Here is a 17,187-nt window from a genome sequence, read left to right as displayed (position 1 = left end):
AAGATACGGCTCTTTTTTCGAACATGGCAAATGTTTAATTTTCATGACAAGGAAATGAAACATCTAATCCCACTTTTTACAGTGTCATTTGTTTCTAAAAATTAGTATAGGGAGCAGACATAGAAATGATACATCCATTTTTTACCACGAATGCACTTCTTCTACAATAGGAAACTTAAAAGAAACAAGGAGGTGACACAACATGGCAAACAACAAAAGCAGCAACAACAATGAATTATTAGTATACGGTGCTGAACAAGCAATCGATCAAATGAAATATGAAATCGCGAGCGAATTTGGTGTAAACCTTGGTGCTGACACAACTGCACGTGCAAACGGATCAGTAGGTGGCGAAATCACTAAGCGTCTTGTGCAAATGGCTGAGCAACAACTTGGCGGCGGACGTTTCTAATAAAACTTTATAATGATGGCTGAAGGAAGAATGGATATCCATTCTTCCTTTTTCCGTTTATAAGATTCGCCTGTTTATCGTATTTCAACACATCTAGAATGCTGCTTATATAAAATTAAGAAACAAATCTCCCTTTTTAGTTAACTCCCCAGACATCTTGAGCAATTTTAATTATGTGACTAATTTTATTCCATTGTTCCTCTTCTGTTAACACATTTCCTTCTTCTGTACTTGCAAAGCCACATTGTGGACTCAATGACAAGTTAGCTAGAGGAACATACTGACTTGCTTCTTGGATTCTTTGCTTAATAATCTCAGTATCTTCTAGTGTAGGAAATTTAGATGTTACTAACCCTAATACAACAGTTTGATTGTTACCTGTAAAGCTTTTTAATGGTTCAAAATCTCCTGAACGGTTATCATCATATTCAAGGAAAAGCCCATCTACATGTAAGTTAGCAAAGATTGCATCGGATATAGTATCATAGCCGCCACTTGTGATATACGTAGATCTAAAGTTTCCACGGCAAATATGCATAGTAATGAGCATATCTTCAGGCTTTTTAGAAATAGCATCATTTAAGCAACTTACTCGCGTATCAATAATGTCCTTTACATCCATACCAAGCTTCTCAACAACCGCATTGATGCGTTCTTCAGAAACGAAATCAATCCAGGAAGTATCATCTAATTGTAGGTAACGGCAGCCTGCATCATAAAAAGCTTGAATGGCTTTTTGATAAGCAGCTACAGTATCATGATAAAATTGATCTCTGTTCCCATTGTAATATGTGTCCTCTTGAATTCGAGTAAATAACATGTTGGGGCTTGGAATTGAGAATTTAGCAACTTGGCTTCCATCACCATACTGTTCGACAGCTTCTTTTAAGAACGTGAAGTGTTCCAGCATATAATGTTGATTGAAGTCTACTTTACCTACTACCTTAATCGCTTTATTTTTTGTTTTTGCGCCTTTGAATTGGCTGATATATTCTGTCTCAAACTCCTCTACGCCTTCCAAGCCTGATAGGAAGTCCAAATGCCACCATGAGCGTCTAAATTCACCATCTGTAATCGATTTGAGCCCAATTTCAATTTGTTTATGAACCAGTTTTTCAATTTCTTTGTCCTCTACAGATTTTAAATCTTCTTTATTGATTCTTCCATTCGCATACGCTTCTCTTGCTTCTTTAAGGGGAGTCGTTCGTAAAAAGCTGCCTACGTGATCAGCTTTAAATGGAGCCTTCACTAATGTCTTAGTCATGGTTTTGTTTCCTTCTTTCTTTTCAAAATAAAAAACCTCTTCTTACAAATAAGAAGAGGTTAATAATCATTATGGATTCTCTTCTTATCTTCAAGCAAATTGCTACTGGAATTGGCACAGTACTTTAACAGTCTGTTGCCGAGGCTTCCAAGGGCCAGTCCCTCCACCTCTCGAGATAAGAATATTCAATTTAATTAACTAGAAAAAAGGTTACACTTGTTTTCTTAGCTTGTCAACAAAAAGTCGAAAAAATCAGAAATAACACACCTCTTATCTCATTACTTCCTCATTACCTACTGCAGTAAGGGTTCTTTGTTATTTTTTGATTGGACAGGCAAGCTTACCGTAGTAGGTACATAGTATCTAAAGTATTGTAACTCCGTTATCTAATCAGTAGCTAGTTCAGTATCGCTACCCCGTTAATACAAGCTGTATAACCCTATTGAAGCCATTTGTGGAACCTGTAAGGGAGCTGAGCCGAAGAGGCGAAGGGGGCGACCGGATGCGGTGAGCTGAAAAAACAGGTGTGTAAAAAGCACAAAAATTAAAAGAATGAAAGAAGGTATCAGCATGAGAAAAATAAAAGGGTTTACCTTTCGAAAAATCTTCCCTCTACCTCACAAATCATCTCTTACGAGACCTCGTCCCTTCAAGGCATATTCCTTTGTTCCGTTTAGTCCACTAGCCTTGCTTGACCCCACTATTCTGACCTTAGGAGGCATTTTCTTAGGGATTGCTATCATCGAACGAATATTAGAGCGATGGGGTGTCATTGATCTCGTTGATCAGTTCTCAAAAGTAATGCGCTTTATCTTGCCTGTCACCTTTTATGCGGCTCTATTTTACTTCTTTGCGACATTTATGTTTTAAGGAGGGTTCTAGATGTTTGAGAAACTAAAATTGCGTGGAAAGCTTATTAAAGCGTTTCGTACAGCAGAGATTTACCGGGTGGTGAAACGAGGAGACCGTACCTCCTATCTGTTTCCGAAAATTCATCAAATCGATAACCATCATACGTACACTCGGTACGCCTTTTCTTTACTAAATGGGATCGACCCTGAACTTTTAACGAAAAAAAGATGGGCCTTACGACAAGTATTAGGCAGCAACATCGAAATAAACGGCAACCTAAAGAATTTTAGTATCACCGTTCATCACAAAAGCCTACCTAAGATGCTCAATTATAATTATGAGGTTATTCATCCTCATATTGAGAAGATGGAGCTTCCTGTTTGTATTGGTCAAGATATCTATGGAAACCCCGTTTCATGGGACTTTGCGGATTTGGAAACCTTATTGATATCTGGTGAAATTGGAGCAGGAAAGAGCAGCTTAATGCGCGTGATTTTGACCACATGGGTGAAATATACATCGCCTGATGATTTGCGATTAGTATTAGTGGATCTTAAACGAGCTGATTTAGGTTTGTTTCATGGCATTGAACATGTGGATGCGCTTTGTTTTGAAGTCAAGGATATGAGAAAACCTTTTGCGTTACTACGAGCTGAAATGTATCGGCGAGGCGATTTACTGTTAGAACATGGCGTAACACATATCAGCAGGCTTCCTTTTAAGCTACCTCGTATCGTTGTGGTAATTGATGAAATGTCCATAGTAAAGAGAGAAACGGAGCTTGTAGAGATGATTCAACAGTTTGCCAGCCAAGGTCGTGCGCTAGGTGTCCATACGATTATTGCCATGCAGCGCCCAGATGCTGATTTATTAAACTCTGCGTTAAAAGCTAATTTAAGGGTGCGGATTTCTGGAAGGCAAGCCGATGCCACGAATGCGAAAGTAGCTGGAGTACTCGGGGCAGAAGAAATTGATGCTGCAGCCAGGGGGCGCATGAAAATTAAAATTGATGAGGTGAAGGAGTTTCAAGCCTATTTCTTAGATGAAGAGGCTTGTAAGGAACTACTTTCACCTTATAAAACAAAGGTAAAAGATCCTGAACCTCAACTGGAGGTTGTGTCACAGTCTATCTTTGGATTGTTAGAGAAGGAGGAACAGCGATGAGCTTTCGGTTATCTCAGCGTGATAAAGACATCATTACGTTTATCAATCAGTTTCGGGCTGTGGATCGAGACTCATTAGTGGAACTGTTCTTTAAACAGCTGAAATCACCCATAAATGCGTGTAATAGCGTGATGGTACGTTTATATCGATTAGAGCTAATTGAACGCACTCAGCAGTATTCTCCGACGGTCTATTTACCTGTGGATGCGAAGATTAAAAAGAACTCTCAAAAAATATTACATTTCCTTTCCATTCTAGATATCTATAAACAAATGTGTACGTATAGTGTGCCTAAACAGGTTATTGTCGAAGATAAGCCCACAGGACGAAAAGGAGGCATTGAACCTGATCTCTTTTGTATCTTTAAAGGATCTCCTTTTTGGATTGAAATTCAACGTAATCAGTATTCAGAACAGAAAATGCAGGCAAAGATTGACCTTTATGAGGAGTTCTTCTTTTCAGATGATTGGAAAGCCTTGCATTGGCAGCCTGTGGACCAATCAGCGATCTTCCCTTCTGTCATTTTAATTACACCTGTTCGGTATACTCTGTCTTCAGAGCATATTCGCATCATTCAAGTAGCAAGCATTCATGAATTAATGGAGAAATATAAGGGGTCTTCCAAACAAACAAAAGAAGTAAGGTCAAGAACTACCTCCTCTTCTGGGGGAATTAAAATCAACTTAACATAGAGTACTAGAAAAGTGTTTGTAATCACACAAAACAGGCTACCTCAAAATAATGAAAGGTAGCCTGTTTATACACCTTTCATCCGCGCATTTGCAAAGGGTTCTGGAAACAGCATAATCACTAACATAGAAAGAGTTAGATAAAGTTGAATCAATCCAGGCGTCTGCAGGAGACAAAACTGTCATACGCGGAGAAGGCAATGGATTTGCATACTGGTATCGAATGGAATTAATTCGTATAATAAAAGAGGATAAGTAGCAATACTAAGGCAACCGAGGAGGTGAGCGAATATGAGTCTACGAGAAGAACTACTGGCGCAGGAATATGAGGAAAGAAAAAAGCCGAGAGGATTCGTATACTTTACAGACGCTGACGGACAAGTTGTCGCTAAGACTTGCCGTGAGTGCGGCGAATTAAAATATGCAAAGAACTATCATCATAAAAACGATGGGTTCGGTCACCTTGGACCATACTGTAAAGCTTGCGTTTCTATTCGTGACCGAGATTATTACATTGAAAATAGAGAACGAGTAAAACGAGTTAAAAATGCTTATTACCATAGGAAAAGAGCCGAGCAACTTTCTTTTAATTTATTTGAAAATAACGAGTAGGATTACGGCGGCCAATAAGGTCGCTTTTTTTGTTTAAATACTGATAAATTGACTAGAAGCTATCATTATTGCAATTACGCTTATTTGGTATGCATTATCCTTCGAACACATTCGTATTATACAAGTAACAAGCATTCATGAGTTGATGGAGAAATATAAAAGTTCTTCGAAACAAACAAAAGAAGTAAGGGTAAGACCATCAGCTTCTTCTAGTGGAATTAAGATCAATCTAACATAAGGAAATTACACGAGGAAAACAAGAAAAGCCCTTAATTAGTTAAGGACTGAAAGGGCTCTTCTTTGCTACGAATAAGTAATGGCTTTATAGTGGAACCATCGAGTCCATTTTATCATGTTTTCAACATAAAAAAGTAATTTTTATCCTTTAAAAAGAAAATTTTCAAAACGAATAAGGCTAGTTAGAATCAACATCTAGGCTATGACGGCTAAACAGAAGAGGTATAAAGAAACAAAGAGAAATTTTATGAAGGGCAATAAACTGAATGGAAGAAAGAGAACTAGTCATTTCCTTAACCATAAAAAACGCTTCGTATAACTACGTAAGCGTTTTTATTTTTATTCTACATCAGTTAGGGGCCGATATTGTTCAGAGGTAATTAAATCACCTTCCATGAGAATATAAGGGTGTGTTTCCATTAAAATAGTTTGGAGATACTCCGGCATCCTGTCTCCTTTGTATGCACAAATTAACGGAAAAGAGAGTTTATTCACCGCATCATCCACGATTCTTTCAAAATCTTCGATTAGATGTAACGGATCTTCCATCGTACTCCATTCTACATGTGCCCATGATCTAAAAGAAAGTTTATTTTCTAGATAGAGCTGTACGCTCTTCTCAAAGTAAGCAAGAATAGCAGGAGGATGATAACTACCACTTGAATAATAAAAATCAAAGTTGTTTATACGATGAATCATTTTCATTTGATCTGTGGTCAAGAGTGCTTTTAAATGGTTATGAATAAAAGGATAAAAACGGTCATTTTCAATAAGAAGAATGCAATCTCCAGCAAGAATCCCCTCTTGAATATAACTTACAGCTTGTTGTATATACGTTTCTTGCTGGTCATAAGCATACAGTACATGAACACTCTTTTGTTCTGCAAACAACTGATTCATTTTACTTTTCAACACACAATCCCTTCTTTCTTGTCGCTTTCTTATTATACGTGGATTGTGTAGGTAGAATATAGTGGTAATTTATTGAATTTTCAAAAATTAACTACGTGCATAAGGGGCGTTTTTATACATTACTCTAACCTCCGTCTTCAACCAAAGTCTTGTTAAATCAAGAATGTATAAAAGTTGTATACTCTGTAAAAAGAACCCCAGACAAAACCATTATGCCACAGGGAATTATTTTTGTGATATGTATCAGAAGAGGTTTTATGTTAACTAACCATTAGTACAGAAAAGTTGTATTGGAGATGAATGGACTGGGTTTTGCGGGGATTTACCATTACAAGGCATACATTAACCAATGCCTTCTATTAGTTAGAATAGAGAATCTTATATACTTAAATTATTAATCTATATGTGTACGTATATAATATGTCTACCTCATATATCGAAAAAGTCATTGGCTTTTTTATTCTTGTCTATTGTTCTAGCCGTTCTCATAATCCTTTTTAGAGTAGATGCACTCGGAATGTATTCATTATTATTGCATAGTTTTGAAATTGTTGTACGAGATACCTTACTTTCTTCTGCAAAATCGCTTTGAGAGATACCTTTTTTTTCTAACCATCTACCAAACTTTGAGCGTCTTGGATTCTTCCACCACATTATTCTAAACCTCCTTTTTTAATATTTTGTCCATTCTGTTTAACTTTTTATACATTTTTTCAAAAAAAATGAACATAATGGACAAGGTATCTCTCATATTGTTTATTAAGACTTAGAAAGGTGCTCTATGAAGAACTGGGGTGATTACATATGACCAAGGAATTAGCTCTTTCTTTATTAAACTCAAAACATGCCTATTTGACTCTAAAGGGAAAACAGATGTTAGAGGATATTTTAAAGAAATTGAGTGATGAGGAAAAGAAATAAGAAGCTAAGATAACCTATAAGGATACTCAATTAATAAGTGGGATAAACTGATGGAAATAATTTTGACGATTTGAATATGATTTAATGCCCTATTGGAATAATGTCGATATTTTGGTCATAGTCATATAGCATGAATACAGTTAAGACCGCCTTATAAACTGATACATAATGGGCGGTCTTTGTTATAGGTATGAATAGTTTTTGAATATCATAGAAAATAAAAAACAACCTGTTATAAAGCAGGCTGCCCAAGAGAAAGTAAGAACATTACTAACAACAGGAATTTATGAATTATCAGGCCAGAAAACATAATTTAATCAGTGAATGAGAAAAGAGAACCCCATCTATCCTTATAGAGTCCTCTTCTTTATGAAATAAAACAATAGATAATAGTAAAGTGTAAAATATAACATTTTCAAGCATAATATAAATTTCTATGCCTCTATAGAGCTACCTTTCTTATAAAAAAGGCTGTTTCACAAAATGAATGTGCAATGGAAAGGGCTAATATGTAGGACCAGTAAGAACAATCACAAAAAGGTAGGATTTATTGAGGTAACTTCTTTTTCCGTAGTCGGTGTAATCTCCGTTGAATTCCATGGGCTGATCTACCGATTAGTTGGCCAATTTCTTGTTGAGTACGACCTTCTTGATAAAACATGTACCATAGACGGGCATCTTCCTCTTCAGTCCACTTTTTATTTTCATATTTAGGTCGATTAAAATAATCATATTTTCTTTGTTCCCTTACCCAGTCGGGTTCTGGAATAAGGGTATTTACGGATACCTTAGAAAAATTAATCAGTTCCTTATTCTGGTATGCCCATTTCCAAAAGGCTGCTACGTTAATTCCTAAAAATGTTCGTGTGTTTGCTCTCAAGATGTTATAGGGCAATTCTCTTTTCTGAATCCAGTTATAAATGGTATGAACATCAACTTGCAGGCACTCTGCTAGTTCATATACTGTAACATTTCCCAGATGAACTCTTACGCCACGTATGCCTAAACGATATAACCTAGACTCTAATGCTTGTATACTTCGCTTTAAGCGTCTAGATATTTGGTCAAGTGACTTAACTCCATACCATTTTACTAAGTATTCATCTTCTTTCTTTGTCCATCTACGTAATGACGTTTTTCGTACTAATTTTAACAGCCTAATTCGATTCGCAACAGAAGAAGGGCTCTTGCCTAAATGCTTTCCAATCTCTCGATTGTTCATCCTATTAATATTTACTTTTAAGAACGTATCTTGGTCAGGGGACCATTTTTTGCGTATGCCATTCTGGTTGTTACGAAGTTGTAGTCTTGAGACCCGTTTATTAACCGATTCTTTACTACGATTTAAACATTCACCAATTTTTTCGAGTGTCATCCGCCCATATTGTTCTTTTAGAAATAAATCTTCTTCCTGCGTCCACAGTTTTTGATTTTTAGTCACTATATCTCCCTCCAATTCGCGACTTAGATGTATAGAAAGCTACGTATAGAGAATAGTAGTGAAGATGTTCATCTTACCTCAACAGAGATTAAATCCTGTTTCATTTACCTTTTTATCCATTGGACATAGGTTATCACTTTGTTTAGTCTGTTTTTGTCTAATTTGTCAGTAAAACTCTAAACAATCGTTACTTTTTCTGTGAGTTCTTACTTTTGATACTCATAGACAACCGGAACTTGATCCATTTTGACCGTTTTGGCCACCACATAACGACGGTATCCATCTTTTAAGATCTTTGACCCTTTTTCGATCGTCAACGGCTCATCGAGGCGCCCTGTACGCTTCACAAAATCGATTACCTTTTGTGTTTTTTCAGGGTTGGGTCGTGTCTTTAAGAACTCTTCAGGAACGATAATATCATCAACGTTCAATAGATCCTGAGTTCCCTTCGGTTGGTTGGATAGTGTTGTCTTTTTTTCCTCAGTCTTTTCCTCTTCTGTAGGCGCTTGTTGTACTTCTGGCTGAATAGGCTTTACTTCTTTCTTCTCTTCTTTTGCTACAGGTTGAGAAACAGGTACTTGCGTTTCTTCCTGTTTTTTAGATTCCGTATTCTGCGGTACCTCAGGAGACGCAGAAGCCTCTTGTTTAGGTTCTTTTTTCTCTTCGGACTGATTCTTCTCTTTATCATTTTTATTCGGGAGAACGGTAATCTGGAAACAAATTACGCCTACTTCACCAGGGCATTCATCAATGGGAATGTCTAAAGTTGGTTCCCCTTGAATTAAAACCTTTTCATGCGTGATGCTTTTCTTGGTGAGCCCCGTTTTATTAAAGGCTTTCTTTGCAACAAACACGGTATACGAAATAAAGGTACTCTTCTTTAATCCTTTAGGCGCAGATGGTGACCCTTTTTCACGCATATCAAAGGCAAAGTAGCGATCATATTCTCGTAAGGGTCCTGTGGCTGATCCGGTTAACGTAATTTTGTGTGGCATAATCGTCTCCTCCTGCGTAGATTATTAGTTATTGTTTATTTAGAACACAGTTCTAAATAAACATATTCTATTAAAACATCAGCTTCTAAGGAATTTCTACTTTTTTTGATTAGGAAGCTGTGTCTTTTAACTGGTTCTGTTGACGCAAACATTCTTGTTCCTCTGGTGTCAAAGCTTGTCCTAGGTCTTGTTTTACCTGAGCTATTTCAAACAAACTGTAGGTAGAACTGTGTTCTTGCAGCAAGTCCCCTTCTTCTGGTGTTAGCTCTTGTCCTAAATCTTGCTTTAACTGAATCATTTCAAGCTGTTGATCCACTGTAACTTCTGTTTCTTGTTTAAGTTGGTCTTGCTGCTGTTCAGTTTTTAACCAATCTGGAACGAGCTCCTTACGGATGATCCGTTTTGGTGTAGCCAATGTTATTTCTTTGCTTTCGGTATGTATAACTTCTTGTTGGTTTGCGTATACTGATGAATAATCCTGGTCTTTAGGCTTTACTAAATCATAGAATTGATTTTTCGCAATTTGATAGACTAATCGACACATATCCCGTAGGGATAACGGATTGCCTTGTTGATTGGCTTCATGTACATATTTATCTAGTCCGACAATGGATGTATACGCAATGTCATGTACTTGCTCTTTCTCAATCGTAATCTCTGTATCTCGTTTGACAGCTTTTGCAGCATTTTGAATACGAGCATAAAAGTCTTGTAGTTGATGTCCATACTTACCTGCATAAACTTGATTCACTTTCTTAGGCACACCTTTGATATAGCTGAATGACTGTGAAACAGACATTAAATGATTATTTATATGATTTACAGGTAAATCAAGGTTAATAAAGGCACCAGGTGATTTATCGGCCTCTAAGCTTGGTTTATCAACGTTTTCAGCACTTTCTGGAGACGTCACAGGACGTGTCACAGGAGTGGTCATTTCTTCTTGTTGAAGCGTTTGTATGCCTGTTGTATCATGAGCAAAAAAGATTTCGTCGCAAATGTGATGAAAGTTTTTATGGCTTTTAAGGATAAATACATAACTATCAGGATGAGTACCTGTTGCATCCTCTTTAATATAACGTGCCACAAGTACAAACGGAGTCGCTTTTAACGAGCGTACAAAACGAGAAACCGTACTTTTGGAAACATTAAATTTCTTCATAAGCGTTTCAGAACGGATGGCTTGAATGCCCGTAGCCACTAGGTTATAGATGACGTGATCGAGCATTTCCATTCTCTTTTTAGGAAATTCTTTATGTATAGCAGATTGTTGTTGTTTAAAGTGGGTACGAAGAATGTCTAAAAACTCTTCTTTCTTTTTACGAAGCGTGGACTTGTTGGTCCATAACCATTTGAACCGTCCATTGAAGGTATCTACATCTTTTAAATAACAGGTTAATATTTTTGTCATTTGTTCATCTTCTCCTTTAAGGAACACAAAAAAGACACTGTTTCCCTGGAAAAAGGAAAACAATGTCTTGATTTTGATGAACTAAGCCCTTGAAATAGCTGTCAATTTCATATAAAATAAAAACATAAGTTTTATCTTATAGAAAAACTAACTCTATTAACAAGAGACTTCGACAAGTGTTTTCCCTACCGCAATTAGGGGGAACGGTTTAAGTGTGTTGGTCGCACTACTTAAACAGTTGAAGTCTTTTTTCTATTCCGGACATTTTTGTTAGTTTTATTATAGCGTTAATTAATCTCATAATTCAATAAAAATTAGTAATATATCTCAAAAGAATTCTTTTTAACTGTTTTTCCCTAACAATAAATTTGTTTTATTATACAATTCATTTTTAAAAATGAGGAGGGTCAAAAAAATACCCCTCCTCAATGTATTGAAAATATGTTATAATTATTAAATTTTATAATGAAATTACAACACTATAATAATAAAAAGCTTCTACTAGGATGGGACTGATCCCTGTTTTTGAGACAGGGATCAAAACACCTTTCAAACGACCAGTTGCCGGTATTGTACAGGTGACTGGTTGTTTAGTTTTGTTTGAATACGGGCATTGTTATAATACGTAATATAGTTTTTGACGGTTTGCTCTACGATGGTGGTCGTAGTGTATGTCAACTCGTCAAGGTAGAACGTTTCAGACTTTAGCGAGGAATGAAACGATTCGATAGAGGCATTATCTGCGGGAGTCCCTTTGCGGGACATACTCATGGTAATGCCTCTTTCTTTGATTTTTTGTTGATAAGCATACGATGTGTACACGGAACCTTGATCGCTATGCAATGTACACCCTTCAGGCAAAGAAGGAAGTTGGCTTAACGTATCTAAAACAAACGCTACGTTTTGACAATCACCAATGGAATACGCAATGATCTCTCCGTTAAATAAATCCTGAATACTTGAAAGATACAACTGTTTAGGCCCAAAAGGCAAGTAGGTAATATCCGTCACTAGCTTTTGAAGAGGGCGATCAGCTCGAAATTCACGATTTAATACATTCTCTGCAACCTGATAAGGTTGCCCTGTTCGCTGACGTTTCTTCCGTTTTACGCGACATTGCCAACCATACTTCTGCATGACACGCTGCACAAACTTATGATTCATCTTCATCGTTCGATTGAGTAATGCTGTAATCTTTCGATAGCCATATCGAAACTTGTGTTTATGACATTGTTCACCAACTTGTTGTTCCATCCATTTCTTTAATGTATCCCGTTTTGTATGTTGCTTCCAACGATAGTACGTGGAACGAGGGATATTAAGATGTAAACAGATTTGATAAATAGGCACCTGACCTTTTAGCTCTTCCACTGTGTTCACTACGATTTCTGGTACCACTTCCTTTCCAATTCCTTGTACTTTTTTAAGATCTCAATCTGTTGCTTTAACTGCCGGTTCTCTGCCTCTAACTTAGACGTCTCGCTCTTAAATTCAGGCCCTTTCCCATATGAATATTGCTTACCTACAGGCTGTTCAAATCGATGCATTTCTCCATTTTTATACCATGTCATCCACGTTTTTAATTGGGTATGATTACGAATATTCAGCTGTGATAATACTTCTTTTACAGGTATACCAGCGAATCTCATTTCAATTGCTTTTAATTTTATTTCTACCGGATAGCTTACTCTTGTCCCCATAGAAAAAAACACCTCCAAGTTATTGTTAGGTACTACATACCCGTTTTTTAACTTAAAGGTGTTTTTTATTTGTCTCACTCTAGGGGGTCAGTCCCGATAGTAGAAGCTTTTTATTATTTACCCATTAATTTTTCCCACCATGTTTTTTTCTTTTCTAACTCTGCACTAGCAGAAGCCTCTTCAATCATTCTTTTACTTTCTGATAATCCTTTTCTTAACTCACCAATCAACTCAGTATCTTTTCTGTTTATCATTTGTTTTAATTCTTGATTGGTTTGGCTAACTTTCTGTAACTCTTCTACTAACTTTTGATTAAATTGCATTTGCTGTGTCATTTGTTGTTCTTGTTGTTGTAACATCTTTTTTATTTCACTCAGCTCATCGTTTATAGAGATAGAGCCTTTCTCTTCTTGATTCTTGACTGTAATAGTTATAGGAAGCCCATCACTTGCTAAATTATCGTTTACATCATCTTTTAGTAATCCCTCACTATAGAGCTCACGGATTTTTTTTAATAGATCTAGTGATTCAATACTTATTTTATAGCGTCTACCTTCTTTTTTGAAATTCAAAAACTGTTCATGATTAATTAAATACCTTTTTAATGTTTCAGGAGGAATATTGGTATACTCAGATGCTTCTGGTACGCCAATAAAATTTGTACTTTCAGAAGTATTCATTTAATCCACCACCATTTACTAATATTTTATGTACATTCACTCGGTTCACAGTCATTCACATATGATTTTTATAAGGGTTCATTCAATTCACGGTCAATCACTCACCTTGTTTACTTATGTTCACTCGGTTCACAGTCATTCACCTGTTGGATTCGCAGTTATTCACCCGGTTCACAGTCATCTGTTCGTTTAATTTTATATGATTTCGACAAAAAATCAACAATTCCTGTTTCGGATTTGTGTATATGGTTTATATTATGAACTGTCAAGATGTTAGTTTAACTTAAGTTCTACTTATGTGAATGGTGGTGTGTTCTGTGGTGAATGCATGGTGAACTTATGTAGTTTTTAGTTTAACTTAAGTTTTGGAAGTTAGAAAGGTGATTATTAAGTTCGACTAAGGATCAACTTATTGTTTTTGTTAACACCAAACTCTGTTTTATAAAAATAGGAGGGAACAATACAACAATGAATCAATAGCATTTATTATCTATTTTTAAGAATTGAATCAAGATAAGTTCTATTTCAAATGTAGAAAATGTTTATTGAGTTTATGGGACATTTAGCATTGAATAGAGTAACAAAAAATTCTTTTTTATAAAAGATGAGACCATAGACTATCATATGATTCAAAAAATGGTAAAAAAGTAGTTTTATTTATCTTAATGTGAACAAAAAGAGATTATTTAGTTCTCATATAATAGAAATAAAGGGATTGTTGATTCATGTAAATCTAGTCGAGAGTTTGATATCATGAAAAATAATGTAAAAAATAACAAAAAATAAATGATGAATAATCAGCTGGGGGGAGATATTAACTTGTTACTTTCAAAATTGATAGATCATTATGCTCTGCATGATTTGCATAAAGATCGAAGCCAGGAGGATCAATATTATATTGAGTCTGCCCATATACCAATAAATATAGATAGAGAAACTTTTTTTGAAGTACCAGCATCACTTTCAGATATTGGACTAGACATAACTTCTACAGACAAAAGATATAGTATAGGTGAATTTGGATTTGAAAGTTTAATACCTTCTGGTGATGTTTCCAATGACTACGTAAGAGGTGAGGCTTTCTTAAATGAAGATGAAAGTAAGCCGAATGTTATTTTTGTCCATGGTTGGAGAATGAAAGGGTTTGATAGAGTAAAGAAGATTTTTCATAATTCAATTATGAAAAATTTAGGATGGGATATGTACTATTATACTCTTCCTTACCACCTAGAACGTCAGCCCGAGAAATCACTTTATAGTGGAGAATTTATGGTTAGTGCCAATATTAATAGGACTGTTGAATCGACTAGACAAGCAATTGTTGATCTAAGGGCTTTAATTCGATGGATAAAGAATAACAAACAAGGTCCTGTAATTATAATAGGTGTTAGCCTTGGTGGCTTTATCTCAAATTTAGTTGCTACACTTGAGTCAGAAATCGATGCATTAGTTTCTATATTCTATTCTAATCGCCTTAGTTATTCGATATGGAATACGATTCCTGGTAAGTATATAAGACAGGACTTAGAGTCTCATGGTGTGAATTACAACGATTTAGTGAAATATTGGGAATTAACCGAGCCGAATCAAGCCATTCCAAAAATGCATAAAGATAATATACTACTGATTTCTGCTAAACACGATCAATACGTTCACATTCAAGAGGCAGATCTGTTATGGGAATCTTGGGGGAAGCCTACACGGTATGTCTACAATTGTGGGCATGCAGGCATAGTTCTTAAACGAAAAAAAATTGCAAAGGATACCATTTCGTTTCTACAAAATAAGCTAAAGAGGTAATTAACATATGTTTATGTTTATAATGGTGGCTTTACTGTGGTTAATGAGTTCAATTCTTTTTTTTAGAAATCCTCAAAATGAGAAAATTAGATGGGCAAGTGTTATTGGGTTTTGTGGGGGCTTTGGAGGAATAGGGGCCTTACTAGGAAAAGGGATAGATAGACCAGAGTGGATATTACACTTGGATGGAATATTTACATCAATAGGACACTATTTTACTCCATATGGTATGTTGATTTTTGGAATAGTTTATTCAGATGTCATTGGTAATGTCCGAAAGAGAAATATATTAAAGCTGCTTTTACTAATTCCGATTTTCATTATGTATTCTATGTTTCAAGTATATCCAGAGTTTAGAGTTGATTTTCGTATTTTAGCGATTTGGGTAGCACCATATGTGATAGCAGCTAATATTTTATTGATATACTCTGCATGGCGAGAAGATCGTCCAATTATTAAAAGAAGAAAAATATTGACTTGTGTATTTGTAGTTCCAATGTTTACATTTGCACTAACTACAAATATTATCTTAGAAGCATTGGGGATTGTGGGCGTATGGCGTTATAATCCTTGGATTATTGTAATCCAATTTCTTGTATTTGTTTACTTTGGAGTTAAGTATGGAATTCTTGGAGTGCGGATTAGATTTGAAAAAGAAATGCGTGATTCTACAATGAAAGCAGCGCGTTCTGGTACAGCGTTGTTCAACCATACAATAAAAAATGAAATAGCTAAAATTGATTTGTTAGTGAATCAGATCAAAGAACAGATTCCACCTGAAGACAAGTCAGCTGAAAATCTAGGGTTAGTTTTAAATTCAACGAATCACGTTTTAGAGCTTTCAAGGCGTATTCAAAGTAAGTTGGATGTTATAAATCTTAAAGAATCTGAATTTTCTCTAACTGAAAGTATCGATTCAGCAATTAACTTGCTTAAACCTTACTTAAATATGAATCCTGATATTACAATCATTAAGCAGTATGAAGTTGATGCTATAGTCTTTGGTGATACCGAACAATTACAAGAAACTTATTTAAATATAATCAAAAATGCCAGTGAGGCAATGAATGGTCAAGGTGTAATTTTAATAAAAGTCTACAAAACTCGAAAGAAGATTCATATTGACTTTATAGATGAGGGTAAAGGAATCGGAAAAGGTGAGCTTACTCGCGTGTTAGATCCATTTTATTCAACAAAACATAATCAAACAAATTTTGGGCTTGGCTTAACCTATTGTTACAATGTCCTCAAAAAACATGGTGGCGATATTTTAGTGAAAAGTAAAGTCGAAAAAGGAACAACTTTTACATTAACTTTGCCTTCCAAGAGAATTATTGAATTTAGGGTAAATGAACAATCTAACTCTAAACTAGTAGGAGAGAATAGCCTATGGACAAAATAAAATTAATGATTGTAGAAGATGATCCTGTTTGGATGCAATGTATAAGTGATTATATAGAAAAAGAGAACGATATCATTGTTGTTAAACAAGCTTACAACAAAGAAGAAGCCTTACAAGTTGATTATAATAATATTGATGTAGTTTTATTGGATTTAACGTTATTAAAAGATGAGGGTGACGAAGAAAACCTAAGTGGTCTTGAAGTCGCCAGGCATTTATACAAAAAAGGTTTAAAGAAAACTATTATGCTAACCTCTTGGGATGAAAAGGATATTATACTTGAATGCTTTGATACAGGGGTTGTTAATTACTTAACAAAAACATCTTATAGAGACATCCCTGACGCTATTAGAGAAGCGTTTAGGGGAAAAGTTAGCCTCCATGCCGATGTCGCAAATGTATTAGTTGGAGAGTTAAGGAAAGAAAGAAAAGTAAAGATATTAACACCAACAGAACGTGAAGTTTATACCTTAAGGGAACAAGGATTAAATAAATCACAAATTGCTGACAAATTATATAAATCTGTTGAAACAATAAAAAGACAATTACGAATTATAAAAAGCAAAATGCAGTGAAGAGTTAGTTTGTAGCTAATTTTTCATTGCATTTTGCTTTTTTTTGTTATGTGTTAAAGGGCTATAGTCTATAAAAAGACTATATATTATACCACAATTATATCCGTTTGAAGAGGGGTA

General features: G+C 35.5%; 16 protein-coding genes and 1 riboswitch. Of the genes, 8 read left to right on the top strand and 8 right to left on the bottom strand.

Annotation, left to right across the window (positions count from 1 at the left end; genetic code table 11):
- Positions 1-202: 202 nt before the first annotated feature.
- The gene (locus AC2YJL_RS25180; RefSeq protein ID WP_013084404.1) at positions 203-412 is read left to right on the top strand and encodes an alpha/beta-type small acid-soluble spore protein; all 210 of its coding nucleotides are present in this window, start codon (positions 203-205) and stop codon (positions 410-412) included.
- A 136-nt stretch (positions 413-548) separates the two neighbouring features.
- On the opposite strand, the gene AC2YJL_RS25175 is transcribed toward AC2YJL_RS25180, so the two are convergent.
- Positions 549-1,676, bottom strand: a complete 1,128-nt coding sequence (locus AC2YJL_RS25175; protein ID WP_487375032.1) for a 5-methyltetrahydropteroyltriglutamate--homocysteine S-methyltransferase — start codon at positions 1,674-1,676, stop codon at positions 549-551.
- A gap of 81 nt (positions 1,677-1,757) precedes the next feature.
- Positions 1,758-1,858: riboswitch (SAM riboswitch) on the bottom strand.
- Between the two features lie 388 nt (positions 1,859-2,246).
- On the opposite strand from AC2YJL_RS25175, the gene AC2YJL_RS25170 reads away from it, so the two are divergent.
- From AC2YJL_RS25170 to AC2YJL_RS25155, 4 genes are all read left to right on the top strand, one after another.
- Positions 2,247-2,546 carry a hypothetical protein gene (locus AC2YJL_RS25170; RefSeq protein ID WP_487375031.1) on the top strand — a complete coding sequence of 100 codons (300 nt, stop codon included), beginning with the start codon at positions 2,247-2,249 and terminating at the stop codon, positions 2,544-2,546.
- Between the two features lie 12 nt (positions 2,547-2,558).
- A complete protein-coding gene (locus AC2YJL_RS25165; RefSeq protein ID WP_098792185.1) occupies positions 2,559-3,692 on the top strand; it encodes an FtsK/SpoIIIE domain-containing protein in 1,134 nt (377 codons plus the stop codon).
- Positions 3,689-4,384: a hypothetical protein gene (locus AC2YJL_RS25160; protein ID WP_487375030.1), complete on the top strand. Its 696-nt coding sequence runs from the start codon at positions 3,689-3,691 to the stop codon at positions 4,382-4,384. The genes AC2YJL_RS25165 and AC2YJL_RS25160 overlap by 4 nt, the downstream gene beginning before the upstream one ends.
- 288 nt (positions 4,385-4,672) lie before the next feature.
- A complete protein-coding gene (locus AC2YJL_RS25155; RefSeq protein WP_016766664.1) occupies positions 4,673-4,993 on the top strand; it encodes a hypothetical protein in 321 nt (106 codons plus the stop codon).
- Positions 4,994-5,569: 576 nt separating this feature from the next.
- On the opposite strand, the gene AC2YJL_RS25150 is transcribed toward AC2YJL_RS25155, so the two are convergent.
- The 7 genes from AC2YJL_RS25150 to AC2YJL_RS25120 all read right to left on the bottom strand — a co-directional run bounded on the left by AC2YJL_RS25150 (position 5,570) and on the right by AC2YJL_RS25120 (position 13,290).
- Positions 5,570-6,145, bottom strand: coding sequence for an MEDS domain-containing protein (locus AC2YJL_RS25150; RefSeq protein ID WP_308201977.1), 576 nt, complete (start codon positions 6,143-6,145; stop codon positions 5,570-5,572).
- A 426-nt stretch (positions 6,146-6,571) separates the two neighbouring features.
- Positions 6,572-6,796, bottom strand: coding sequence for a helix-turn-helix domain-containing protein (locus AC2YJL_RS25145; protein WP_016766661.1), 225 nt, complete (start codon positions 6,794-6,796; stop codon positions 6,572-6,574).
- 814 nt (positions 6,797-7,610) lie between these two features.
- The gene (locus AC2YJL_RS25140; RefSeq protein WP_487375029.1) at positions 7,611-8,504 is read right to left on the bottom strand and encodes a sigma-70 family RNA polymerase sigma factor; all 894 of its coding nucleotides are present in this window, start codon (positions 8,502-8,504) and stop codon (positions 7,611-7,613) included.
- 206 nt (positions 8,505-8,710) lie between these two features.
- Entirely contained in the window at positions 8,711-9,499 is a 789-nt protein-coding gene (locus AC2YJL_RS25135) for a ParB N-terminal domain-containing protein (protein WP_487375028.1), read from the bottom strand.
- 109 nt (positions 9,500-9,608) lie between these two features.
- Positions 9,609-10,910, bottom strand: a complete 1,302-nt coding sequence (locus AC2YJL_RS25130) for a replication protein (RefSeq protein WP_487375027.1) — start codon at positions 10,908-10,910, stop codon at positions 9,609-9,611.
- Positions 10,911-11,459: 549 nt separating this feature from the next.
- A protein-coding gene (locus tag AC2YJL_RS25125) for an IS3 family transposase (RefSeq protein WP_487375026.1) occupies positions 11,460-12,610 on the bottom strand; the annotation gives its coding sequence in 2 pieces (ribosomal slippage) (positions 11,460-12,340 and positions 12,340-12,610; 1,152 coding nt in all).
- A 113-nt stretch (positions 12,611-12,723) separates the two neighbouring features.
- Complete coding sequence (locus AC2YJL_RS25120; RefSeq protein ID WP_078990593.1) at positions 12,724-13,290, bottom strand: hypothetical protein; 567 nt, start codon at positions 13,288-13,290, stop codon at positions 12,724-12,726.
- 819 nt (positions 13,291-14,109) lie between these two features.
- On the opposite strand from AC2YJL_RS25120, the gene AC2YJL_RS25115 reads away from it, so the two are divergent.
- From AC2YJL_RS25115 to AC2YJL_RS25105, 3 genes are read left to right on the top strand one after another with little or no spacing between them, the layout of a single operon-like run.
- Positions 14,110-15,090 (top strand): alpha/beta hydrolase, encoded by a 981-nt coding sequence (locus tag AC2YJL_RS25115; RefSeq protein ID WP_136790475.1) that lies wholly within the window; start codon positions 14,110-14,112, stop codon positions 15,088-15,090.
- A gap of 7 nt (positions 15,091-15,097) precedes the next feature.
- Entirely contained in the window at positions 15,098-16,492 is a 1,395-nt protein-coding gene (locus tag AC2YJL_RS25110; RefSeq protein WP_335571173.1) for a sensor histidine kinase, read from the top strand.
- Positions 16,480-17,067: a response regulator gene (locus AC2YJL_RS25105; RefSeq protein ID WP_487375025.1), complete on the top strand. Its 588-nt coding sequence runs from the start codon at positions 16,480-16,482 to the stop codon at positions 17,065-17,067. Before AC2YJL_RS25110 ends, AC2YJL_RS25105 begins: the two co-directional genes overlap by 13 nt.
- Positions 17,068-17,187: the final 120 nt, after the last annotated feature.

This window comes from Priestia sp. SRI_019 (assembly GCF_057586255.1).
Note: the sequence above shows the minus strand (reverse complement) of the source record. Positions and strands in the feature narration are given on the sequence as shown.

Coding starts and splice junctions, on each gene's coding strand:
- AC2YJL_RS25110 (WP_335571173.1), top strand. CDS start 15,098: ATGTTTATGTTTATAATGGTGGCTTTACTGTGGTTAATGAGTTCAATT.
- AC2YJL_RS25170 (WP_487375031.1), top strand. CDS start 2,247: ATGAGAAAAATAAAAGGGTTTACCTTTCGAAAAATCTTCCCTCTACCT.
- AC2YJL_RS25105 (WP_487375025.1), top strand. CDS start 16,480: ATGGACAAAATAAAATTAATGATTGTAGAAGATGATCCTGTTTGGATG.
- AC2YJL_RS25130 (WP_487375027.1), bottom strand. CDS start 10,910: ATGACAAAAATATTAACCTGTTATTTAAAAGATGTAGATACCTTCAAT.
- AC2YJL_RS25120 (WP_078990593.1), bottom strand. CDS start 13,290: ATGAATACTTCTGAAAGTACAAATTTTATTGGCGTACCAGAAGCATCT.
- AC2YJL_RS25160 (WP_487375030.1), top strand. CDS start 3,689: ATGAGCTTTCGGTTATCTCAGCGTGATAAAGACATCATTACGTTTATC.
- AC2YJL_RS25180 (WP_013084404.1), top strand. CDS start 203: ATGGCAAACAACAAAAGCAGCAACAACAATGAATTATTAGTATACGGT.
- AC2YJL_RS25175 (WP_487375032.1), bottom strand. CDS start 1,676: ATGACTAAGACATTAGTGAAGGCTCCATTTAAAGCTGATCACGTAGGC.
- AC2YJL_RS25165 (WP_098792185.1), top strand. CDS start 2,559: ATGTTTGAGAAACTAAAATTGCGTGGAAAGCTTATTAAAGCGTTTCGT.
- AC2YJL_RS25145 (WP_016766661.1), bottom strand. CDS start 6,796: ATGTGGTGGAAGAATCCAAGACGCTCAAAGTTTGGTAGATGGTTAGAA.
- AC2YJL_RS25135 (WP_487375028.1), bottom strand. CDS start 9,499: ATGCCACACAAAATTACGTTAACCGGATCAGCCACAGGACCCTTACGA.
- AC2YJL_RS25155 (WP_016766664.1), top strand. CDS start 4,673: ATGAGTCTACGAGAAGAACTACTGGCGCAGGAATATGAGGAAAGAAAA.